Annotated in this window: 24 protein-coding genes; 12 read left to right on the plus strand and 12 right to left on the minus strand. The window is 29.5% G+C overall.

Features of this window, described 5'->3' with window-relative positions; translation table 11 throughout:
* Nucleotides 1–47: 47 nt before the first annotated feature.
* The 3 genes from JOP69_RS15150 to JOP69_RS15160 all read left to right on the plus strand — a co-directional run bounded on the left by JOP69_RS15150 (nucleotide 48) and on the right by JOP69_RS15160 (nucleotide 2323).
* Nucleotides 48–494, plus strand: coding sequence for a FixH family protein (locus JOP69_RS15150; protein WP_203391746.1), 447 nt, complete (start codon nucleotides 48–50; stop codon nucleotides 492–494).
* Nucleotides 494–1192: a sulfite exporter TauE/SafE family protein gene (locus tag JOP69_RS15155; RefSeq protein ID WP_203391747.1), complete on the plus strand. Its 699-nt coding sequence runs from the start codon at nucleotides 494–496 to the stop codon at nucleotides 1190–1192. Before JOP69_RS15150 ends, JOP69_RS15155 begins: the two co-directional genes overlap by 1 nt.
* Before the next feature lie 147 nt (nucleotides 1193–1339).
* A complete protein-coding gene (locus JOP69_RS15160) occupies nucleotides 1340–2323 on the plus strand; it encodes a type IX secretion system membrane protein PorP/SprF (protein WP_203391748.1) in 984 nt (327 codons plus the stop codon).
* Here the strand turns inward: JOP69_RS15160 and murI are convergent.
* From murI to JOP69_RS15200, 8 genes are all read right to left on the minus strand, one after another.
* On the minus strand, nucleotides 2320–3117 hold the full coding sequence (gene murI / locus JOP69_RS15165) for a glutamate racemase (protein WP_203391749.1): 798 nt from the start codon (nucleotides 3115–3117) through the stop codon (nucleotides 2320–2322). The two genes, JOP69_RS15160 and murI, sit on opposite strands and share 4 nt — an antisense overlap.
* 70 nt (nucleotides 3118–3187) lie before the next feature.
* Entirely contained in the window at nucleotides 3188–3694 is a 507-nt protein-coding gene (locus JOP69_RS15170) for an OmpH family outer membrane protein (protein ID WP_203391750.1), read from the minus strand.
* Between the two features lie 25 nt (nucleotides 3695–3719).
* Complete coding sequence (locus JOP69_RS15175; RefSeq protein WP_203391751.1) at nucleotides 3720–4499, minus strand: OmpH family outer membrane protein; 780 nt, start codon at nucleotides 4497–4499, stop codon at nucleotides 3720–3722.
* Between the two features lie 64 nt (nucleotides 4500–4563).
* A complete protein-coding gene (gene bamA, locus JOP69_RS15180) occupies nucleotides 4564–7095 on the minus strand; it encodes an outer membrane protein assembly factor BamA (protein WP_203391752.1) in 2532 nt (843 codons plus the stop codon).
* A 7-nt stretch (nucleotides 7096–7102) separates the two neighbouring features.
* A complete protein-coding gene (locus tag JOP69_RS15185; protein WP_203391753.1) occupies nucleotides 7103–7846 on the minus strand; it encodes an isoprenyl transferase in 744 nt (247 codons plus the stop codon).
* A gap of 5 nt (nucleotides 7847–7851) precedes the next feature.
* Complete coding sequence (locus JOP69_RS15190) at nucleotides 7852–8550, minus strand: DUF6089 family protein (RefSeq protein ID WP_203391754.1); 699 nt, start codon at nucleotides 8548–8550, stop codon at nucleotides 7852–7854.
* Between the two features lie 105 nt (nucleotides 8551–8655).
* On the minus strand, nucleotides 8656–9555 hold the full coding sequence (locus JOP69_RS15195) for an NAD kinase (protein WP_203391755.1): 900 nt from the start codon (nucleotides 9553–9555) through the stop codon (nucleotides 8656–8658).
* Nucleotides 9556–9589: 34 nt separating this feature from the next.
* Entirely contained in the window at nucleotides 9590–10243 is a 654-nt protein-coding gene (locus JOP69_RS15200; protein ID WP_252191129.1) for a CBS domain-containing protein, read from the minus strand.
* A 66-nt stretch (nucleotides 10244–10309) separates the two neighbouring features.
* On the opposite strand from JOP69_RS15200, the gene JOP69_RS15205 reads away from it, so the two are divergent.
* The 4 genes from JOP69_RS15205 (at nucleotide 10310) to JOP69_RS15220 (ending at nucleotide 12668) form a co-directional block, all read left to right on the plus strand.
* The gene (locus JOP69_RS15205) at nucleotides 10310–11023 is read left to right on the plus strand and encodes a pyridoxine 5'-phosphate synthase (RefSeq protein ID WP_203391757.1); all 714 of its coding nucleotides are present in this window, start codon (nucleotides 10310–10312) and stop codon (nucleotides 11021–11023) included.
* A gap of 140 nt (nucleotides 11024–11163) precedes the next feature.
* Nucleotides 11164–11937 carry an alpha/beta fold hydrolase gene (locus JOP69_RS15210; RefSeq protein WP_203391758.1) on the plus strand — a complete coding sequence of 258 codons (774 nt, stop codon included), beginning with the start codon at nucleotides 11164–11166 and terminating at the stop codon, nucleotides 11935–11937.
* A 156-nt stretch (nucleotides 11938–12093) separates the two neighbouring features.
* Entirely contained in the window at nucleotides 12094–12420 is a 327-nt protein-coding gene (locus tag JOP69_RS15215) for a nucleotide pyrophosphohydrolase (protein ID WP_166387013.1), read from the plus strand.
* The gene (locus tag JOP69_RS15220; RefSeq protein WP_203391759.1) at nucleotides 12420–12668 is read left to right on the plus strand and encodes a hypothetical protein; all 249 of its coding nucleotides are present in this window, start codon (nucleotides 12420–12422) and stop codon (nucleotides 12666–12668) included. The genes JOP69_RS15215 and JOP69_RS15220 overlap by 1 nt, the downstream gene beginning before the upstream one ends.
* Nucleotides 12669–12672: 4 nt before the next feature.
* Here JOP69_RS15220 and JOP69_RS15225 read toward each other — a convergent pair whose 3' ends face one another.
* The gene (locus tag JOP69_RS15225) at nucleotides 12673–13290 is read right to left on the minus strand and encodes a DUF1684 domain-containing protein (RefSeq protein WP_203391760.1); all 618 of its coding nucleotides are present in this window, start codon (nucleotides 13288–13290) and stop codon (nucleotides 12673–12675) included.
* A 298-nt stretch (nucleotides 13291–13588) separates the two neighbouring features.
* Between JOP69_RS15225 and JOP69_RS15230 the strand changes: the two genes are divergently transcribed.
* Complete coding sequence (locus tag JOP69_RS15230) at nucleotides 13589–14794, plus strand: MFS transporter (RefSeq protein ID WP_203391761.1); 1206 nt, start codon at nucleotides 13589–13591, stop codon at nucleotides 14792–14794.
* Nucleotides 14795–14849: 55 nt separating this feature from the next.
* On the opposite strand, the gene JOP69_RS15235 is transcribed toward JOP69_RS15230, so the two are convergent.
* Together JOP69_RS15235 and rho are read right to left on the minus strand one after the other, a co-directional pair.
* Nucleotides 14850–16763 (minus strand): CocE/NonD family hydrolase, encoded by a 1914-nt coding sequence (locus tag JOP69_RS15235; RefSeq protein WP_203391762.1) that lies wholly within the window; start codon nucleotides 16761–16763, stop codon nucleotides 14850–14852.
* Nucleotides 16764–16910: 147 nt separating this feature from the next.
* Nucleotides 16911–18587, minus strand: a complete 1677-nt coding sequence (gene rho / locus JOP69_RS15240; protein ID WP_203391763.1) for a transcription termination factor Rho — start codon at nucleotides 18585–18587, stop codon at nucleotides 16911–16913.
* Nucleotides 18588–18786: 199 nt separating this feature from the next.
* Between rho and JOP69_RS15245 the strand changes: the two genes are divergently transcribed.
* From JOP69_RS15245 to JOP69_RS15260, 4 genes are all read left to right on the plus strand, one after another.
* Nucleotides 18787–19218: a DUF4293 domain-containing protein gene (locus tag JOP69_RS15245; RefSeq protein WP_203391764.1), complete on the plus strand. Its 432-nt coding sequence runs from the start codon at nucleotides 18787–18789 to the stop codon at nucleotides 19216–19218.
* A gap of 289 nt (nucleotides 19219–19507) precedes the next feature.
* Nucleotides 19508–20173: a response regulator transcription factor gene (locus JOP69_RS15250; protein WP_203391765.1), complete on the plus strand. Its 666-nt coding sequence runs from the start codon at nucleotides 19508–19510 to the stop codon at nucleotides 20171–20173.
* A 196-nt stretch (nucleotides 20174–20369) separates the two neighbouring features.
* Entirely contained in the window at nucleotides 20370–21062 is a 693-nt protein-coding gene (locus JOP69_RS15255; protein WP_203391766.1) for a hypothetical protein, read from the plus strand.
* A 210-nt stretch (nucleotides 21063–21272) separates the two neighbouring features.
* Entirely contained in the window at nucleotides 21273–22889 is a 1617-nt protein-coding gene (locus JOP69_RS15260) for a tetratricopeptide repeat-containing sensor histidine kinase (RefSeq protein ID WP_203391767.1), read from the plus strand.
* On the opposite strand, the gene JOP69_RS15265 is transcribed toward JOP69_RS15260, so the two are convergent.
* The gene (locus JOP69_RS15265) at nucleotides 22876–23373 is read right to left on the minus strand and encodes a metallophosphoesterase (RefSeq protein WP_203391768.1); all 498 of its coding nucleotides are present in this window, start codon (nucleotides 23371–23373) and stop codon (nucleotides 22876–22878) included. The genes JOP69_RS15260 and JOP69_RS15265 overlap by 14 nt on opposite strands.
* Nucleotides 23374–23393: the final 20 nt, after the last annotated feature.

Here is a 23393-nt window from a genome sequence, read left to right on the forward strand (position 1 = left end):
TAAACTAAACTTCTGAAGACAGAGTATAAAATAAAAATTATAATATTATGAAATTTAATTGGGGAACAGGTATTGTTATTGCAATTGTAGCTTTTATGAGTTTTATTTTATACATGGTTATTACTATGAGTACCGATAAGACATATAGTTATGATTTGGTTACAGAAAAATACTATCAAGAAGAATTAGGTTTTCAAGATGAAATTAATGCAGAAAAAAATGCATTAGAATTAAAAGACAAAATAACTATTCAAAGATCAGAAGAAGGTTTAAAAATAACATTTCCAGAAGAATTTTCTCCAGAAAAAATTAAAGGTAAAGTGTTCCTATATAGACCGTCTAATAAACAATTAGATTTTGAAATACCTATTTCAATCTCTAATACATATTTGCTCGTGCCTGAGAAACGTTTATTAGATGGTCGTTGGAACATTAATTTATCTTTCAAATATAACAATAAAGAATACTTAATTAAAAAAGAAATACAATATTAATGTTTTTATCGGCAATAATATTTGGGTTATTAGGTAGTTTTCACTGTGTAGGTATGTGTGGACCCATAGCTTTTATGTTGCCCATTGATAGACAAAACACTACCAAAGGTTTTTTTCAAATACTAAGTTATCATTTTGGACGATTATTTAGCTACAGTCTTATAGGATTGTTATTCGGTTTTCTTGGTAAAGGATTTTATTTCTTCGGATTTCAACAACAGTTATCTATAATCGTTGGTGTTAGTATGATTTTGATGGTTCTCTTTCCTAAATTTTTTTCAAAAGTAAACTTTTCTAAAGGTATTAATAAAGTCATTTTTAAAGTGAAGAATGCTTTAGGTAAAGAATTGAAGAAGAAGAGAAATGACACCTTTTTTACCATAGGCTTTTTAAATGGATTTTTACCTTGTGGCTTGGTATATATGGCTGTTTTTGGAGCTTTAGCAACAACAAATGCTTTTTTCGGTAGTTTATATATGTTTTTATTTGGTCTAGGTACAATTCCTTTAATGACTTCAGTTGTATACTTAGGAAATTTTACAAAAGGGAATTTTAGAAAAAAAATACAAAAATTAATACCCATTGTGGTTGTTTTTATAGGAGTCTTATTTGTATTACGAGGTTTAGGTTTAGGTATTCCTTATGTATCTCCAGCTCCTTTAGTAGATGTTGTCTCTGCAAATAGTTCTTGTCACTAGGTTCCTTTTTTATCACTATCTTTATTGTAATAATAAAGATTAGCTTTCTTAACATAAATAATATACTACATTATTAAATATTTGTATTATAAAGTATTTGTTTTAAGAAAAGGAATATATTTGATAACTTGTAATTATCCCTTATTAATGATATTAAAATATCTAAAATTTTGTTCTCTATTTGCTTTATTTTTTTCTTTTAAGAATATTGCCCAAGAAACATTGCCAATTTATCAAGATTATTTATCTGATAATGTGTATTTGGTGCATCCATCTGCAGCAGGTATTGGTAATTCTAGTAAATTACGTTTTACAGCAAGACAACAATGGTCTGGTATAGCAGATGCACCTGCTTTACAAACTATAAGTTTTCATTCAAGGTTTGGAGAAGAGACAAATGCAGCCTATGGTTTTGTTTTATTTAACGATAAAAATGGGTATCATTCTCAAAAAGGGGTTCAGGCTACTTATGCTTATCACTTACCTTTAAATGATAATGGTCATTATTTTGAACAACTCTCGTTTGGATTGTCTTTTTCTTTTATTCAAAATCAATCGGATCAAAGATCATTTGGTAATGATGATGTAGCTGCAATTATTGAAAGCACTAGTTATTATAATTCAGACTTTAGTGCTGCTTATCATAGAGGTGGATTCTCTTCGTATTTTACTGTGAAGAATTTATTTTTAACAGCTAAAAATAATTTGAATGTTCTTGAGCCTTTAAATTTAAGGAATTATGTTTTTTCTGTTGGATATTATTATGATAAAAATTATTATTTTCAATTAGAACCTTCTTTTATGCTACAACTAAAGGAAGGCACAGGCCAAAAAATATCAGATTTTAATTTAAAAGGATATAAAACACTTAATAATTATCAATTATGGTTAGCATTGTCTTATAGAGTAACTTTTGGAGCCGATGTTGCTGGGAATTCGCAATTTATATCTCCTATATTTGGTTTAAATTATAAAAATGTCATGTTTTCTTATACCTATACAAATCAAATAGGTGATGTAGTTTTAACAAAATCTGGTTTTCATCAAATTACTTTAGGTATTAATTTGTGGACTCGAAATAAAACTTGGCGTAGTACTCCAAATATTAATAATTCGTTTATTGGTTTCTAAAAATCCTTTTCAGTAATTTTTATTCTTTTGGCTTTGTTTGAAACCAACATTTTTAAGACTTCTTTATCTTTGTTTATAAAAAATTGATGCACGCTTTCTTTAGTACTGCTATTAATTAATTGATGTTTTTCTAAAATATTTTTGGTTTGTCTGGCAACAGCCTCACCAGAATCTATAATTTGAATTTTGGTACCTACAAGCTTTCTTATTTGAGGAATTAAATAAGGATAATGTGTACAACCTAAAACCAAGCAGTCTACATTCTGCTTTATTAAAGGATGCACATAAGAGGTTAATAATGCAGTCATTTCTTTAGAGTGCAATTTACCACCTTCTATAAGGTCTACTAAGCCTGTTCCTATAATCTCTTTACGTGTAATTTTTTGATTGATAGAATGAGCTGTTTTCTCAAATAACTCACTGTTTAAAGTTCCTTTGGTGGCAAGTATACCAATTGTATTTGTTTTAGTTTGTAAAGCAGCGGTTTTAATTGCCGGTTCTATTCCTATAAAAGGAATGCTATATTTTTCTCTTAAAACTTTAATGGCGTTTGTGGTTGCTGTATTGCATGCAACAATAATTATTTTACAGTTTTGTTGAATTAAAAATTTTGTATTTTTAATAGATAGGTCTATAATATCTTGCTTGCTTTTTTCTCCGTACGGAGCATTTTTACTATCCGATAAGTAAATAGTATTCTCTTTGGGTAAAAGTGCGTTAACTTCTTTCCAAATCGATGTGCCCCCCACACCAGAGTCGAATATACCAATAGGAAATTTGTTTTCTTTTACCATATACTTGTAAAAATAAAAAAACCTACTGAAATTTCAGTAGGTTTTAGTTTGTAATCTTATTTAGTTTATATTAAAAACCTAATTTAGTTTTTACAGCTCCGTATAAATCTTCACCTTTCTTAACTAATAAACCTTTTCCTACAGAAGCATCTAAGACATATAATACACCTTTAGAAGCTGCTACAGCATCAATAGCTGTTTGTGCTTTTTGTATAATTGGTTGTAAACCTTCGTTTTGTTTTTTCTGCATGTCTTGGTAAGCAAATCTTCTTGCTTGTTCAATTTTTGCAGCTTCAGCTTGAAGCTCTTGAGCTCTTTTGTCATTCGTTTCATTCGTTTGACCTTTAGACTCGGCAACATATTTTTGTCTTGTTGCTTCAATTTTCTTTTCCATTCCTGTAATCTCATCTTGGTAAGTTTTACCAAGCTTTTCCATGTCTAATTTTAGGGTTTTTGTTTGAGGCATTTCTGCTACTAATTTTTCAAAGTCTATATGACCTATTTTTTGTGCATTTGCAACACCTGCTAGTCCTAAAGTAAATACAGCGATTAATAGTAACGATTTTAAATTTTTCATTCTTGTTTTGATTTAATTATTATTCTTATTCTTGTTCTTCTTTTTGAGCTTCTTTTTTCTTTCTTAAAGCTTCTTTTTTAGCTCTTAACAATTCTCTTTTTTCTTCTCGTTGTTGTAAGAGTTTTTCTCTTTTTTCTGCTATTAGCTTCTTTTTTGCTTCAACATCAGCAATTTTCTTTGCTTGTGCGTCTTCTTTTTTGCTAATTAATTCTTTTTGTCTATCTGTTAACTCCTTTTTAGGAGTAAGCATTTTTTCTTGTCTTTTTTTATATTTTTCACCGATTAATCTACTACGGTCTATTGTGGCTAAAACAAGGTCGCTAATATCGTATTTTTTATTTGAATATAGCATGACTAAATCAGTAGATTTATCAAAAACAAAGTCATATTTTTTTCTTTTAGAAATACTTTGAATTGCATTGTAAACTTGATCTTGAATTGGCTTAACCAATTGTTTTCTTACAGAAAACATATCTCCATTTGGCCCAAAGTATAAAGATTCTAGACGTCTTAATTCTATTTGTTTTAAACTAATTTCTTCTTCTTTTTCTTCAATTAAATCTTTTGTAAGAATTGCTTTTTCATTTGCTAAATCTGTTTTTAAGATTTCTATATGTCTAGCTTGTTCATCTAATTTTTTTCTCCATTTAGCAACTTTGCCATCAAGTGTATTTTGTGCTTCTAGATATTCTGGAACATTTTCTAGAATATACTCCATATCTATATAAGCAATTAATTGATTTCTCTGAGACCAAGATACACTAACACTAAGTGTAAGAAAGACTAATAAAAATATTTTTTTCATTTGTATTATGTATTTAGAAAAAACCGTGCCAAAAAAACTTTTTCTTTACAAAGCTATCGTTTTTTTAGAATTGTTTTCCAATTATAAAGTGTGTTTGCCAACCAGATTTTTCAGTTTCCCCAGGCAATGGATCAAATCCATGTGCAAAATCAATTCCTAATAAACCAAATGCTGGCATAAAAATTCTTACACCAACTCCTGCTGAACGTTTTAAGTCAAACGGATTAAATTCTTTAAAAGTATCATAAGAATTACCTGCTTCTAAGAATCCTAAAGTATAAATAGATGCCGATGGAGCGTCTGTAATAGAGTAGCGCAGTTCTAACTGAAATTTATTATAAATTGTACCACCATAATTAGAAGAAAGTCCGCTATTTTCATAACCTCTTAAACCAACTGTTTCTCTACCGTCTAATTGGTAAGCTGCAATACCATCTCCACCCACAAAATAACGTTCTACTGGTGTTGCTCCTAGATCTTTGTTGTAAGAGCCTAAATATCCTCCTTCTGCATTGGTCATTAAAACCAATTTATCTGTAAAAGAAGTGTACCATTTTCCTTTAAAATTTAATTTATAGTATTCTAACCACTTGTATTTATCTATAGCATCTAAGTTACTATCATTATAGTCTTTATTATTCACTAAAGAATATGGAAATGTGGCTTTTGCTCCAATTGTAAACTCAGATCCGTAAGTAGGAAATATTAAACTTGGTCCTGCAGAATTTCTTGTTAAAGAAATATTATAAGAAAGATTATTAAGAGTACCGTTGTTTAAGTTTAAACCTGCCAAACCAAAATTATAATCATTAGATTTTAATGCTTGATAACTAATAGATTGAGATAATTGAAAATAATCATCCGGCCATTTTAATCGTTGTCCTAATCCTACAGAAGCACCAATTATACCTAAACTTTTGCTTTTGTCTACATCATAAGTAGTATAATCTAATTGATATTGATTAGATGAGTATACAGAAAATGATAATGATTTTGGTTTTTTACCACCTAACCATGGTTCTGTAAAAGAAAAACTATACGTATTATATGTTCTACTGGTTTGTAGTCTTAAAGATAATGTTTGACCATCTCCCATTGGTAATGGTTTGTAAGCTTCCTTATTAAAAATATTTCTGATAGAAAAGTTATTAAAAGATAAACCTAAAGTACCTATAAAAGAACCTCCACCATAACCACCTTGTAGTTCTATTTGGCTTCCACCTTTTTCTACAACCGTAAAGTCTATGTCAGCTGTTTTATTTTGATAATCTGGTATTACATCAGGAGTAACATTAGAGTCAAAGAACCCTAATTGACCAATTTCTCTAATAGATCTAATAATGGCACTTCTACTAAATAAATCACCTGGTTTTACTCTAAGTTCTCTAAATAATACGTGGTCATTTGTTTTTTCATTACCAGAAACTGTTACTTTTCTGATTCGCGCTTTTTCATCTTCTCTAATTCTAATTTCTACTGTAATAGAATCATTTTTTACTTTTGTTTCTACGGCATTCACAGAAGAGAATAAAAAACCACTATCTTGGTATAAAGTAGAGATATCTTGAGATGTTGGGCTACCGTCACCTTTAACACGTTCTTCTAAAACAGCGCCGTTATAAACATCTCCTTTTTCAATTTTTAAATATTGTTGAAGTTGTTCTGCCGTATATTCTTTATTACCTACAAATAATATTTCTGCAAATCGGTATTGTCTACCTTCTTCTAAATCTAAATTAATATTAATGGTGTTATCATCATTCCAACTAATTTTATCACTAAGAATACGTGCATCTCTATAGCCTAATCGGCTGTATTTATCTAAAATACTTTCTAAGTCTTCTTGAAAATCTTCTTCGATGTATTTAGAGCCTTTCCAAAAACGACCAATTATTTTTTCTTTGGTATTTTTCATCGCTTTTCTAAGTTTTTTACTTGAAAGCGCTTTATTACCTTTAAATATAATGTCCTTAATTTTTATTTTTTTTCCTTTATCAATAAAAATTGCCATATTAACAATGTTAATATCACTAGTGTCTTTTTTAACATCTAAATTAACTTTGGTTTTAAGATATCCTTTATCTGTATATTTTTTGGTAAAGTAATTTTTAGAGGTAACAATAAGGTTATCTGTTACCATAGCACCTTTTTTAAGCTCTGCATCTTTTTTAAGGTCTTTGGCTTTTCCTTTTTTAATACCTGTAATGGTTACATTGTTTAATTGAGGTAATTCTAATACATCAAACTGAAGGTATATGGTATTTCCATCTAGTTTGGCTAGGTATACGTCTACGTTACTAAATTGCTTACTTTCGTACAACTTTTTAATAGCACTTGTAAGTTTGTCTCCCGGAAGTTTTAGGGGTTGACCATTTCTTAAGCCTGTAAAAACCCTTACGGTTTCTTCGCTAAACTTTTTTAATCCTGTAACACTCATGCCTCCTAAGATATATTCTTTCCCTTTTTCAAAGGAAAGATCTTTTGTAGCAGTAGTATCTTTTTTTACAATTGATAAACTATCTTTTTCATTTTGTGCTTTGGCACTAAAAGTAAAAAATAATGCCGTTAGCATTATTGTAGCAGAAAATAATTTCATAAAAAATTTATTCTGTAATTTGTTCGCTTGTTTTTCCAAATCTTCGTTCTCTATTCTGATAATCTATGATTGCATCGTAAAAATGCTCTTCTCTAAAGTCTGGCCAAAGTATATCTGTAAAATATAATTCGGCGTATGCCATCTGCCATAATAAGAAATTACTAATGCGTTGTTCTCCACTAGTTCTTATCATTAGGTCAACGTCGGGCAAATTAAACGTATATAAATGGTTATTTATAGTATTTTCATCAATTTCTTCGATATTGAGCTCATTATTAACAACTTTTTTGGATATGTTTTTAATAGTATTAACAATTTCTTCTCTAGAACCATAGCTTAGTGCAAAAGTTAATACAATATCTGTATTGTCTTTTGTTTTAGAAATTACATCAGCTAGTACTTTTTGAGCTTTTTGGGGTAGACTAGTAATTAGACCAATGGCGTTTACTTTAACTCCATTTTTCATAAAACCGGGTAATTCTTTTTTTAAAGAATTGATTAGTAAACTCATTAAAGCGTCTACTTCTAATTTAGGACGGTTCCAGTTTTCTGTAGAAAAAGCATAAAGAGTAATTGCTTTTACATTGATGTTAGATGCCGCACTAACAGATTCTCTAACCGCTGTTAAGGCGTTTCTGTGTCCAAAAATTCTATTCATCCCTTTACCTTTTGCCCAACGCCCATTACCATCCATTATTATGGCAACATGTTTTGGTGTTCTTTGTAAGTCAATAAGTAGTTTTTTGTCCATAATTTTTATAATCCGTTTGTGTAACAAGCTGGTCTACCAAAGGTGTAGATTAAAGAAACTCCTGTAAACATATACCAATCATTTCCGGTGCCTTCTAAATTTACATTTGGTGTATCTGTAGAAAGGTAGTCTAAATCGTCTTCAAAAGTATATCTAAATTTTGCTTCAATTGCAAACGCTAAAGTACCAAATAATTTAGACTTATAACCAAAACCGAAAGGAATAGCCAAAGAGGTCTTCTTACCTAATTTGTCTACTTTTCCTGTTGGTAAGTATGTCTTAACGTTTGTATAATTAAATACAGCCAATTCTAATAGTAGGTAAGGTGTCCATGTTTTATCATCTGAAGATAAATCATACTCGTAAAAATTATATTCTATTCCTGCCGCTAATTCATTTATTGTGTTAGAAAACTTGTATGTTTTTCCAGTTGGGTCTAATCTGTCTCTTCTAAAACCAGTGTCTGCATCTGCATCATTACCAGAAATAGGTAAAAGACTATAGCTTGCTCTTAGTGCAATTCTAGGGTTCCAATTGTATTTATAAAAAACACTTGCGGCTAGTTTGTTTGGGTAGAAATAGTAGTTTTTACCAATATCACCAACATAGTTTGTGCCGCCAATAGTAAGGCCTACTTCATGAAGTTGGCCAAAGAAAATTGAGGTAAAACCTACAAATACGAAAAATAATATTCTTTTTTTCATTCTAAAAATAGTGGGCAAATATAGAGATTTCAAATTGCTTTATAAAGTTAATATATAGTCTTTTTTGAATAACAACTTTTTTAAAGAAATATTGTAAGGAGTTTGTTAAACATTTGTTTTGTTTCTAATGTCTTCTCCCCATAAAAGTTTGCTTCTTAATGTCTTTAAAAAAGATTGGTTTTTTGGAAGTATACTTTTTATTGTAAAATCGGTTTTTTCTATAAAAATGGTCGTGTTGTTTGGTACACTAGATACTCTAGAATCTAAAGAGATTAAAAAGCTTTTTTCTCTAGAATCTACTTTTAATTCTATTTTAGTTTCATCAGAAATTACCATAGGCCTCGCATTTAAATTATGAGGAGCAATAGGTGTGATAACTAAATTTTTTGAATCTGGTAAAATAACAGGTCCATTACAACTTAAGGAATAGCCCGTAGAGCCTGTTGGCGTAGAAATAATTAACCCATCGGCCCAATAATTAGTTAAATATTCACCATTTAAATACGTTTGTACACCTATCATAGAAGTGGTGTTTTTCTTAGCGATGGTTACTTCGTTTAATGCAAAGTTAAGTTCTGCAAAATCCTTGGTTTTTGGTTCTGTCCTTATAGATACAAGTGTTCTTTCTTGAAGGGTGTAGTCACCTTTAATAACAAGATCTATACTTTCTTCAATAAGGTCTTTGGGAACAATAGCTAGAAAACCTAATCTACCCGTATTTATACCTAAAATAGGGATGTCTAAATCTCTAATATGTGTTGCAGAACGTAAAAATGTTCCGTCTCCACCAATGGTAATCATAATATTAAAAGAACTATCTAAATCGTTAAAACTAACAAAAGATTTATACACATCTTTTAAAACGTTATTTTCTACCAAAAGGGTATAAAATTCACTTTCTATATAAAAATCAATCTGTTTTTTTTCTAAAACGTGTAATAATGTTTTAATTTCCTTTTCTGATGAAATGGCGTAAGACTGACCGTAAATTGCTGCTTTCTTCACTTTTTGTTTTTTTTGTAAAAGCCTTTTAAAAGGTTTACATTTCTAAATATTTCTGTAAATATTCAGACCTACTTTTTAAATCTTCTAAATAAATATCATTTTCATGCATAGATATAATTTTATAATCATATCTTCTAAAGGTTTGCATAATTTCATTTATTTCATCTGAAATTACTTTGATAGTAACTTGAATAGTGTCTGTATTTTTTTCTGAGATATACAAACCTAATAATTTTCCGCCGCTAGCTTCAATAATTTGTACAACTTGACTCATAGAATAATCATTGCTCAATTTTTCTATAATTAAAGTTTCGCTTTCTTCAACCATAAAAGGGCTTGTGGAAAAAACATCTAAAACGTCTCTTAGATCAAAATAACCAATATAATCTTTATATTCATTTAAAACAGGAATGATGTTGGTGTCATTGTCTGCAAAATTTTTTAATAGTTCTAAAACAGTTGCTTTTTCATCAGCAAAAAAAGAATTTAATAAATAAGCATGTTCAACTAATTCATCCTCATTATTTTCTATAGTTTGTAGGTCATCTTCCGCAAAAGAACCTAATAGCTTATTGTTTTCAATAACAGGAAAATGTGTTATAGGATAATTTTTAAACACTTTTTGAGCGCTTTTTACAGCATCTTTTAAGCGAAGTGGTTTTATTTCTTCTAATATATAGTCGTTCATATTCATGCTTTACGAATATAGGATAAAATGATTTAATAAATTATATTTGCAGCCTAATTTTAGACAATGACAAAGTTAAGTGTAAATATTAATAAAATAGCAACTTTAAGAAATTCTCGTGGCGGAAATGTGCCTAATTTATTAAAAGTTGCCAGCGATATTGAAGAATTTGGTGCTCAGGGAATCACAATTCACCCAAGACCAGACGAAAGACATATACGTTATCAAGATGCAAGAGATTTAAAAAATATTGTGACTACAGAGTATAATATTGAAGGAAATCCGATAAAATCTTTTATGGATTTGGTGTTAGAAGTAAAGCCAACGCAGGTTACTTTGGTGCCAGATGCTTTAGATGCTATTACGTCTAATGCGGGTTGGGATACTATTACACATCAATCTTTTTTACAAGAAGTTATTAGAGAATTTCAACAAAACGGAATTAGAACTTCTATTTTTATAGATACAGATGCTAAGTTGCTAGAAGCAGCTGCAAAAACGGGTGCAGATAGAGTTGAATTATATACGGAAGACTTTGCAACTCAATGTGATTTAGGGAATTTTGATGCTATAAAACCATATACAGAAGCGGCTGTTTTAGCTAACAAATTAGGTTTAGGTATTAATGCTGGGCACGATTTAAGTTTAGATAATATTAAATTCTTTAAAGAGAATATACCTCATTTGGCAGAAGTTTCTATAGGCCACGCGCTTATTGCAGAAAGTTTGTATTTAGGTTTAGAGAATGTTGTAAATATGTATTTGCATCGACTTAAGTAAGTTAACGGTATTCATTTGCCGTTTTCAGTCACAGTGTCATTTCGAAATGAGCTTTTTTAGCGATTGAGAAATCTCAAGAATAAAACTTAGGTCTCGAACACGATTGACCTGACAAATTATATAATAATCAATTCATATAAATGTCTAATAATCCAATATTACATTCAACAATAAAAGGAGAAGGAAAACCATTATTAATCTTACATGGCTATTTTGGAATGTCAGATAACTGGAAAACGTTAGGAAATCAGTTTGCCAAAGATTATCAAGTTCACCTTATAGACCAAAGAAATCACGGACGTAGTTTTCATGAAGATGAATTTAATTATGAGGTTTTAGTTGAAGATTTGTATAATTATATACAACACTATCAATTAGAAAAAGTAGATATCATTGGGCATTCTATGGGCGGAAAAACAGCAATGTTGTTCGCTGTTACGTATCCAGAATTGGTTGATAAATTAATTATTGTTGATATTTCTCCAAGAATGTATCAACCACATCATAATGCTATTTTGGCAGCATTAAATTCTATTGATTTTTCTTTAGAAAATACTAGAACTTTGGTTGATAAAAAGTTATCAGGATTAATTCCAGATTTTGGTGTGCGTCAGTTTTTGTTAAAAAATGTGTATTGGAAAGAAAAAGGACAATTAGCATTCAGGTTTAATTTAGAATCGTTAACAGAAAATAATGCAGAGATTGGGGAAGCGTTGCCTTCTTTTACTGTTTTCGAAAAGGAGACATTGTTTTTAAAAGGAGAAAAATCTGAGTATATCACAAAAGAGGAAAAACCAATTATAGAAGCTCATTTTCCTAATTCTAGAATTGTAGAAATTAAAAATGCAGGTCATTGGTTGCATGCAGAAAATCCGAAGCAGTTTTATGCAGAGGTTTCTGAGTTTTTGAAGTAAAAGAAAAGGTTTCGCTTTCTATAATTATATAACGTCTGTTTTAATGACTTTTATCAGAAGTAAGCGAGGTTAGTTTTTTTACCATTAGAAACAAACCAAATAAATTTAGAAACTATACCTTTGAGTCTTTAATTTTTCAATCTTTTAATAAAAAAAATGAACATAGAAAACGCACAAAAACAAGTAGACGATTGGATTAAAGCTCATGGAGTTCGTTATTTTAACGAGTTAACCAACATGGCACAACTTACAGAAGAGGTTGGTGAAGTTGCACGTATTATAGCAAGACGCTACGGAGAGCAAAGTGAAAAAGAATCTGATAAAAATAAAGATTTGGGAGAAGAATTGGCAGATGTTATGTTCGTGGTTTTATGTTTGGCAAACCAAACCGGAATTGATTTACAAGATGCTTTTGAAAAGAAATTAGATATTAAAACCAAACGTGATCACGATCGTCATCACAACAATCAAAAATTAAAATAATGAGTTTATTAGAAAAAATAAAACAGCCTCTTTTTTGGATTAATTTTGCAAAAGTTGCCATTCCTTTTTTTGTTATTGTAACAGTAGTTTCTTTATTAATAGCTAGTTCTAGCGATTTGTTTTCTGGCGATTTTGCTAAAGTTTCGGAAACCAATTTTGCAAATGATAAATGGAAAAACTTTTTTGGGTTTAAGGTTGTTTTTAGTGCTGTTTATGGTTTTTATATGACCAATAAAAAAATGGTATAATATTTTAGTGTTTTTTAAAATCCTTTATTCCGGCTTTTATTTCTAAATCTAAATGATTTTTTCTTGGTGTAATAGGGCAAGAATACTTGTCGTTATAGGCACAATAAGGGTTGTAAGTATTGTTAAAATTTAAGATAACAGTAAATTCTGGCGTAATATCTGTGATCATTACATCCATATAACGTCCACCACCATAAGATGTTTCTCCAGAAGTATCATCTGTAAAAGGTAAAAACAAATAGTCTTTATATTTTTCATCATCTAAATCATCTTGACTTTGGTAAATGGTTAATTGACAATTTATTCCTTTTAAAGCAAAGTTTAGTAAACCATATTCTTTATATAATGGTTTTCTATCTGTGGTAGTTGCCATTTTAAACGTAGGCGCATTTTCTATTTTTATAAAATTCGCTTTTACTATAAAAGTAGAATCAACCTCAAAGAAGTTTAATCCTTTAAAATTCTTTAAATCTTTCTTTTTTAAGGGGGATTTTGAAGCGTCTTTATAACTAGCGTTTAATTCTTGTTGATATATAGTTTTTCCTATTAAAGGGCGTTTGCCTTGAGAATTACAAGATATCAATAGAAAAGCTACATAGAGTATAAGTACTATTTTTTTCATTATAATTTATTTACAATTCAAAAATACAATATTCAATTATTTTTATGTAGTTTTGAATCATTAATAAAAACAGAAATGAACAGAGTCTTAACATATATTACCAAGTTATCGTGGATAAACCACAGTAGTCGGTATGTTTATATGTTTTGATGATTTCAATATAAAATCAAATAATTATAAAAGTCCGACTTCACAGTCGGACTTTTATATTTTTACTAGTATTTCAATGTTTAAAAAAAATGATTCGTAGTAATTATACTGAACTTATTTCAATGATTAAATATTAACATAAACCAAAATGATAAAATTATATAACAATTACATTAACACTTTTAGAGGGCTTTCTAAAGAAGTTTGGTGGTTATCATTAATCACTTTTGTTAATAGATCTGGTACAATGGTAATCCCTTTTTTATCCTTATATCTTACAAAAAGTCTTCATTTTTCTTTAGCAGATGTTGGTTGGATCATGTCTTTCTTTGGGTTAGGTTCTGTAGTTGGTACTTGGATTGGTGGTAAATTAACAGACAAAATTGGTTATTACAAAGTTATGTTAGTGAGTCTTGTGCTCACGGGAATTCTATTTGTTTTTCTGCAATATGCAGCAACTTTTAATGAGTTTTGCTTTGGTATTTTTACAGTAATGCTAGTTGCAGATGCTTTTAGACCAGCCATGTTTGTTGCTTTAAGTGCGTATAGTAAACCAGAAAATAAAACACGTTCTGTAACTTTAATTCGTTTGGCAATTAACTTAGGCTTTTCTGCAGGACCCGCAATTGGAGGTTTAATCATTACAGGTATTGGGTATGTAGGCTTATTTTGGATGGATGGAATTACCTGTGTATTAGCCGCTTTTTTATTGCTACAAGTATTGCATCCTAAGAAAACAAAAATACAAGATGAGGTAAAAGTAGAAAACCCTGTTTCTGCTTATGACGATAAAGCTTTTTGGATTTTCTTTTTAGCGATGTTTATTTTTGGATTTGTATTTATGCAGTTTTTCTCTACAATTCCTCTGTATTATAGTGAAAATCGTCATTTATCAGAGTTTGATATTGGTTTGCTAATGGGGTTAAGCGGACTTTTTATTTTCTTGTTAGAAATGCCTTTGATAAAATGGTTGGAAGATTTAAAAATGTCTAAAATTAAATTAATAGCTTCAGGACTTTTTTTGGTAGCCTTAAGTTTTATTATTCTAAATTTAACAGGTTGGGTTGGTATTTTAATTATTGGAGTTTTATTAATTTCTATTGGAGAGATGATTGCTTTTCCGTTTTCGAATGCTTTTGCAATAGAACGTGCTGCAAAAGGAAATCAAGGAGAATATATGGCTTTGTATAGTATTTCATTTTCTTTAGCACATATTTTTAGTCATAATGTTGGTATGCAAATGGTTGCTGAATATGGTTTTGATACCACTTGGTTTGCCATGACAATTTTTGCGCTTGTAGGCGTTTTAATTTTAGGATATCTTTTACGAGTATTAAAAAAGGAAGATTTATAGGTAAACAATCCATCAAATTTTATTGATGGATTGTTTACGTTTTATTTTAGAATGATTATTTTAATACTGTAAACTCAATACTAGAATCTGTAAAAACGATATGTGTTTGTGTTTTAAAATCTTTTTCGTCTGCTTTGTAAATATTGTCTACATACGTTTGCGGATTCAAATCTATTAAAGGAAACCAAGTGCTTTGAACTTGTATTTGTACTTTATGTCCTTTTTTAAACGTGTGAAAAACATCTTGTAATTTTATATTTACATCGGTTTTTTTGTTTGGTATAAAAGGTTCTGGATGTTCAAAACTATTTCTGAATCTACCTCTTAAAACTTCACTTCTAACCATTAAATGATAATTGCTCATTTTTAAATGATCTTGTAGTTTTTCGTTATTTTCTTCTGCATCCGCAGGATGAACATCAATTACTTTTACAATCCAATCTGCTGCAGAACCTGTAGTTGCTACTTTTAATTTTGCTAAAATATCTCCGGCTAAAGTAAAGTCTTCGGTTAAAACATCCGTTTCAAAAACCAAAACATCTGGTCTTCTTGCCGCAAAACGTTGGTCGTCTGTCATGTATTTACGTGGCGTAAAAACCGTTTTTATATCTTCGGAATACGGAACAGGATGTTTAATATCACTAATAAAATTTATTTTTTCTGTTGATTTTTTGTCTGAAGTCAATTTCTGGTTTTTAGACAGAAACCAATCTTCTTTAAATGCGTTTTTAGGAGGCCAAGCATCGTAAGACTTCCATTCTTTTTTACCAGTATCAAAAACATAAGCCTCTGGTAACCCAGAATTTTTGTCGCCTTTTCCTTTTAAGAAGTGATTAAAGAATTTTGTTTCTACATCAGACTGAAATTTTAAAGAAATAGAATCTCCAAAATAATAATTTCCAACAGAGCTTGTAACTTTAGAACTAGCCCATTTTCCGTGATCCCAAGGTCCAAAAACCAAGGTGTTATAATTGTCTTTTTCGTTTTTTTCTATGGCTTTATAAGTAGATAAAGGTCCATATAAATCTTCTGCATCAAACTCTCCTGCAACTATCATAGTAGCAACCGTAGAAGGCACTTTGTCTAAATGCTGAATAATGCCTTTACTTTGCCAAACGGAATCATAATTTGGATGTTCTACAATTTCTTTCCAGAAAAAATCATCAATTCTATCTTTATTTTCAGCTGTTTTAACATCTAATCGATCATACTGAAAATATTCGTTTAAGTTTTTTAAAGGCCCTTTATCTAAGAAAAATTGATATTGATCCTGGGAATCCATTTTAGGAAACGAATACCAAGCCGTATCTGTTGGCGTGTCTTTGTAGGTGCCAAATAAAGAAATTGCTCTAAAATAACTTAGCATAAAAGCTCCATTATGATGAAAATCATCAAAGAAAAAATCGCCAATACACGCTTGTGGTGAAGCTGCTTTTAAGGCAGGATGCGCATCAATTGTAGAAATTGTAGCATAATGCCCAGGATATGATATTCCCCAAGTACCTACATTTCCGTTATTGTTTTCTACATTTTTTACCAACCAATCAATCGTGTCGTAGGTGTCAGAAACCTCGTCAGATTGTGTTGCCGTTTTATTAGGAATATAAGCGCGCATATTGTCATAAACACCTTCACTCATCCAACGGCCACGAACATCTTGATACACTACAATATTCAATTCTTTCATTAGATGAATATTAGGACCAATTTTAGTTTTCATTTTACCTTCTCCGTAAGGCTTAGAACTATAAGGTGTTCTTTGCATTAAAATAGGGTATTTTCTACTAGTATCTTTCGGAGAATAAATGGTGGTGTGCAGTTTTGTACCATCTCGCATTATAATATCTACTTCTTTTTTTGAGTAATTATCGGATACAAAAGTGTCTTTTTTGGCTTCTTTTTTTACGGTAGAGTTGCAAGAGTTGAGTAAAAAAAGACTTAAAAATGATAAAAGTAAAAGTTTCTTCATATAAAGGTGAATTAGTTTTGATAAATCTACAAAACATAAAAGAAGTGGTAAAAATTCTAATGTTAAAATAGCTTCCAATAAAAAAAACCTTCTTGATTGCTCAAAAAGGTTTTGTGTAAAGTATTTTTTAATGTCTAATTGTTATTTCTAACCATTCATAGAAATTAAAAACTCATCATTATTTTTAGAGAATTTAATTTTGTCATTAATAAATTCCATCGCTTCTATAGGGTTCATGTCTGCAAGATATTTACGTAAAACCCACATTCTTTGTACGGTTTTAGCGTCTAATAATAAATCATCTCGTCTTGTAGAAGATTTAATTAAATCGATAGCAGGATAAATACGTCTATTAGAAATATTTCTATCTAATTGAAGTTCCATATTACCTGTTCCTTTAAATTCTTCGAAAATTACTTCGTCCATTTTAGAACCAGTTTCTGTAAGTGCTGTTGCAATAATGGTTAAAGAACCACCATTTTCTATGTTTCTTGCTGCACCAAAGAAACGTTTTGGTTTGTGTAATGCGTTTGCATCGATACCACCAGAAAGTATTTTACCAGATGCAGGTGCAACGGTATTGTAAGCTCTTGCCAAACGTGTAATTGAATCTAAAAGAATAACAACATCATGCCCACATTCTACCAAACGTTTTGCTTTTTCTAAAACAATGTTGGCAACTTTTACGTGTTTGTCTGCTGGTTCATCAAAGGTAGAAGCAACAACTTCTCCACGTACATTACGTTTCATGTCTGTAACCTCTTCCGGGCGCTCATCAATTAATAATACTATTTGATAAACTTCTGGGTGATTAGCTGCAATTGCATTTGCCACATCCTTTAATAACATGGTTTTACCCGTTTTAGGTTGTGCTACAATCATACCTCTTTGTCCTTTTCCTAAAGGAGAAAATAAATCGATAATTCTTGTTGATAAAGAACTACCTCTTTCTGCTAAATTGAATTTTTCTTGAGGAAATAAAGGTGTTAAATGCTCAAAAGAAACACGATCTCTAACTAAGTTAGGGTTTAATCCGTTTATTTTGGATACTCTAATTAAAGGAAAATATTTTTCACCTTCTTTAGGTGGACGAACATTTCCTCTTACGGTATCACCTGTTTTTAAGCCAAATAATTTAATTTGAGATTGAGAAACATAAATATCATCTGGAGATGATAAATAATTATAATCAGAAGAACGTAAAAAACCATATCCATCAGGCATCATTTCTAATACGCCTTCACTTTCTATAATTCCATCAAATTCAAAATCTGGATCTTTATAACGATTACCAGATTTATTACCATTATTTCTATTAGAGTTGTTCTTGTCTCTATTTTGATTTGGGTTTTTCTTTGGTAGTGGCTTATTTGTTTGTGGTTTATTTTGATTATTAGCCGGTTTAGGCTCTTTTTTCTCAACCTGTTTAACAACTCTTTCTTTAGTTGCTTCCGTTTTGTTTTCTGTCTTTGCTGGAGTCTCTTTAGCCGCAGTTTTTCTAGCAATAGGTTTTCGTTGAGGTACCTTTTCTTGTTTTATTGGTTCTTCTTTTGTTTCTACAGCAGGTGTTGGTGTTTCTATTTCGGTTTTAGTTTTTACAGGTGTAGCAACTTTAGAAACTCTTTTTCTTTTAGGTTTTTCTGTTTTTGGTTTTACTTCAGTTACAGTTGGTGAAGTATCTACAGGGTTTGCAGCTTGTGTATCTAATATTTGATACACTAAATCTAGTTTTTTAAGTTGACTCGTCTTTGATAGACCAATAGATTTTGCAATTACCTGTAAATCAGCAAGTGTTTTTGCTTTTAGTTCTGAGATTTCGAACATTCGTTATATGTTAAGTTAAATTGGAAACCTTATCTTAGATAAGATTAATTATAATTTTTTTTTAGAGTTTATGTATTGTATATAGTACTATACAATATTTATTGGGTGGTTACTATATTACAAATATATACAAAATTTTTAAGTTTTAGGTTTTCTTTTTAAAAAAGAAAGTTCTACTTTTGTAAACCTATTTTTTAAGATGATTCAAAGAATACAGAGTATATATTTATTATTAGCAACCGCAGTTTCTGGAGGGTTGATATTTGTATTCAATATTTGGAGTAATCTTAAGGAAGAAATATTTGCTTTAGATTTATTTTTTAGAGATTCTATGCTTTTAAAAGTAATTCCTTTGTTATATTTGCTTTCTGCAATAGTCTCTTTTGTAACAATTTTTTTATTTAAAAATAGAAAGTTACAGTTTGTTGTAGGACGTTTAGTTATTTTGATCAATCTTTTTTTATTAGGATTATTGATTTATGTATCTCTAACTTTACCTGGAGAAGTTTCGATTTCGGAGAAGGGTATTGGGATGTTCTTACCGATTTTAGTTGTTTTGCTTATTGTTTTGGCAAATAAGGCTATTAAAAAGGATGAAGATCTTGTGAAATCTGTAGATAGATTGCGATAAACCTATCATATTAGTATATTTAGTGCGAAAAAAAACCGAGAATTTAATTCTCGGTTTTTTGTTTTCTATATGTTTTCAGAGTTTAAATCTAATTTGAGTTTTTAATTTGTATTTTTAGAGACGAATATATTAAAATCTTACGAGGATCTAATGTGTTGAAAATCAATGTCATAAAATAAGTGTCTCACTGTTTTCAGTGAGGCGTCTAACTGAAAATAGGGAGGTGAAAATTTCACTGTAAATGGGTATTGTATAGTTTTAATTTGTGAATTAAATTTGTAATGTAAAAATGAAAGAAAAGATATACGTTCATGTAGCTGATGACCATAAAATATTAATAGAAGGTATCATCGCTGTAATAAAAACTGATAAAGAGATTGAAATAAAAGGATATTCTTTAACAGGACAAGAGGTGATTGATTGGTTTAGTCAAAAAGAAAACACCGCAGATGTTTTAGTATTAGATATTACCATGCCAGTTTTAGATGGTTTTGAAGTGTTAAAATATTTTAGAGAAAAGAGAGTAGACCAAAAGGTTATAATATTGTCTAGTTATGATGATCTTAAAATTGTTCAAGAAGTTTTAAATCTTGGTTGTATGGGATATATTTCTAAAAACAATGCTGGCGAGCATATTATAAATGCTATAAAAGCGGTTGCTAAAGGAGAACAATATTTTAGTAATGATATTCAAAAGATATTGTTACAATCTTTATCTGGTCAAATGGTTCCTAAGGGAGAAGTACCAGGGAAATTTTTGTTAGATAGTTTAACAGAAAGAGAATTGGATGTTTTAAAATTGATTACACAGGAACATAGCACTATAGAAATGGCTGATATAATGCATCTGAGTAAGAATACAATAGAAACGTATAGAAAGAGTTTGTTAAAAAAATTAAATGTAAAAAATGCAGTAGGCTTGGCAATGTATGCAGTAAAAAACAATATAGTATAGTTCTTATCCCCCAAAAAATAATTATTCATAAGCTTTGATTTTTTTAAATCATTCCCCTAAAAGGCTTTATAGTTAAACCCCTAGAACCCCTAATTGTTGCATACATTCTTGCCTTAGCTAATTAAATAATATAATAATAGTTCTCGAAAATAATTAAATTAAACAAAGTATTAAATCTTAATCCCCCCTTCACATTATGAAAAATTTCAACTTATTTGCCTTATTAGTATCAGTAGTACTAGTTTTTTCTTCTTGTTCTACCAACGAAACACTTTTACAAGAAGAACAATCTTTAGATCTTTTAAAAACATTTACGATTAATAGAGATGCTAACGGAGGATATTTTTTAGATTACAACGTAAATGGTAATGTAAAAACGGAAAACGTTGTTGATGACACTACAAATACAAATTATATTTATTTATATTCATCAGAGAATCTGTTAAGCCGTAAAGTTACGCAAGATCTTACTATTGATGGAAATCAGCTTAAAGTAGGTTTTGTAGATACTAATTCTAGTCATCAACCCCAAATTACTATTAAAGATAAAAATGCTTCTTTGTCTAAAGATGAAAATGAAGATATGCTTTCTGAGTATAGTATTTCTGGAAATGAAGATGGAACATACACTTTAGATTTTACAGTAAACAGCAAAGTAAAAGTAGATTTTGTTTATAATGATGAGTTGAATATTTATGAAGTTCATTTAGAAGAAGGAAAAACAGATGTAACAACTTTCTCTAAAGTTTTTGATAAAATAGATGGTGAAGCTCTAGAAATTGATTTTGTAAATCATATTCTTAAAGAGGATAATACTACTGCTGCCAAAACAAATTCTAAGTCTTATTCTTATACAAAAGAAAGAAGACCTGAGGTAATAATAATATAAGAAGTATTGAAAACTTTAAATAAGATATTTTTAATATTTTTTTTGTCGGTTGTATTTAAGGCACTACCTAATAAAAAAGAAGCTGTATTTCATACAGCTTCTTTTTATATGCAATTAAATGATAGTCTTTTAATTAAAAATTTTCGAAATGTTAACAAATTATATGAGGATAAAAAATTTGATTTAGCATTAAAAAAAGCTTTTATATTATTGGATAGGTCAAAAAATAAGGATAGGAAAATATTTTATAAAACAAACTTTTTAATAGGTAATATTTTTTATGAAACCTTAGGCTTTAAAGATGGTATCAAATATTTTAGAGTTAATGTAAATGATATTCTAAAAGACTCTCTCTTATTAGATGTTAATAACAATAATTTTAATAAAAAATTTTTAATTCAAAATTACCTTCGTTTAGGTAGTTCTTATCACAAGCTTAAAGAAAGGGAGCTCCTAAAAGATAAAGAGCTCTTAAAAAAGTATAGAGATAGTACTTTGTATTTTTATGGTAAAATTATTGATATTAATGAGTTAAGTGATGATTTTTCAGAAGAGAAAGCGAAAGTATATAGTAATTTATCAGCTTTTTACATCAATGATTCCTTATATGATTTAGCAGAAAAATTTGCAAATAAATCAATAAGTATTCATAAATTGAAAAATGATAAAGTAAATCAAGCTGCAGCCTTAGGAAATTTGGCGAGTATCTATTTAATTCAAGAAGATTATAAGTTAGCTAAAAAAACTTATTTAGAGGGGTTAGCATTAATAAGGAATGATAATAGTGCGAAAGCTATAAGGTTTAAAGCAAGTTTATATGCCAATCTATCTTGGTCTATGTATAAATTAAAAGATTATAAAGCGTATGAATTTCAAGAGATGTCTTATGATATAAAAGATGGTTTAAGAGACACTGAATTTAGAGGTATCGTAAAAAAAATTAATGCAGAATATGATGTTGATACTGTTAAAAAATTAGTTTTAAAAGAGGCAGAAAATAAACGTCTTAAAAATCAAAGGATTTTTTTGGCGATTGTTATTAGTGCTTTTGTAATTATATTATCTTTATTGTTTTGGGTTAATGTGTATAAATTAAGACAAAAGAATTTTGGGCTTCAACTTTCTCAAACCCAATTACTCCAGCATCAAAATATAGAAAAGATAAGATCAGAATCGCAAGTAAGAATTTTAAATGCTACAATAGATGGTAAAGAGTCTGAAAGGAAACAAATAGCAGAAACTTTGCACGATAGTGTTAGTGCTTTATTATCATCAGCAAATCTTCACTTACAAGCTACAAGAAGCCAGTTAAATGGCGAAATTCCTATAGAGATAGATAAAACTCAAGAGATTATTACAGAAGCTTCTCAAAAAATTAGAGACTTATCTCATACTTTAGTTTCTTCCGTTTTGTTAAAATTTGGGTTAAAATACGCTATAAAAGATATGGCAGATAAGTACTCTAACTCTCAAATTAAGATTGATACAAGAATAGGCGAAACTAGGAGGTATGAACAAAACTTTGAAATAAAAGTATATAATATTATTCAAGAATTTGTTAATAATATTTTAAAGCACAGTAAAGCTGAAAAAGCGATGATTCATTTAAATGAAGCAGATAGCAAACTGTATTTAAGAATTTCAGATGATGGCATTGGTTTTGATAAAAACAAAATCATCAATAAAGACGGTCTTGGTTTAAATCAAATTGAAGCAAGAATACAAATGATGAAAGGAGATTTTCTAATAGATTCTACTCTAAAGAACGGTACTGTTATTAAAGTAGTATTGCCTATTTTAGAAAAAGAGGCAATTAACCTCGTTTAGCCAATTCTATAATTTCCATGTTTTTTATTTCTCCGTTTTCTAAAGCAAAACGTAACATGGTTCTTACTTTATGAAAACCATGGTTTCCTGCGGCACCTGGGTTTAAGTGCAATAAATTTAGTTTTTTATCGTATTGTACTTTTAGAATATGTGAATGCCCTGAAATAAATATTTTTGGAGGATTTAACTTTATTTCCTCACGTATTCTTTTATCATATCTATTAGGATAACCGCCAATATGGGTTATCCAAACTGAAACATTTTCAATTTCGAACTTTAAATCTAATGTAAATTCAGATCTTGCTTCGGCTCCATCAATATTACCAAAAACAGCACGTAAAGGTTTTAGTTTTTTGATGGTGTCGGTAACTTCTAAATTGCCAATATCGCCAGCATGCCAAACTTCATCAGCTTGTTTTACAAACTTTAAAATTTGAGCATCAATAAAACTATGAGTATCAGATAATAATAAGATTTTCTTCATCAAAAGTAATTGTAAGAAAA

The sequence above is a fragment of the Polaribacter sp. Q13 genome (assembly GCF_016858305.2).
GTDB lineage: Bacteria > Bacteroidota > Bacteroidia > Flavobacteriales > Flavobacteriaceae > Polaribacter.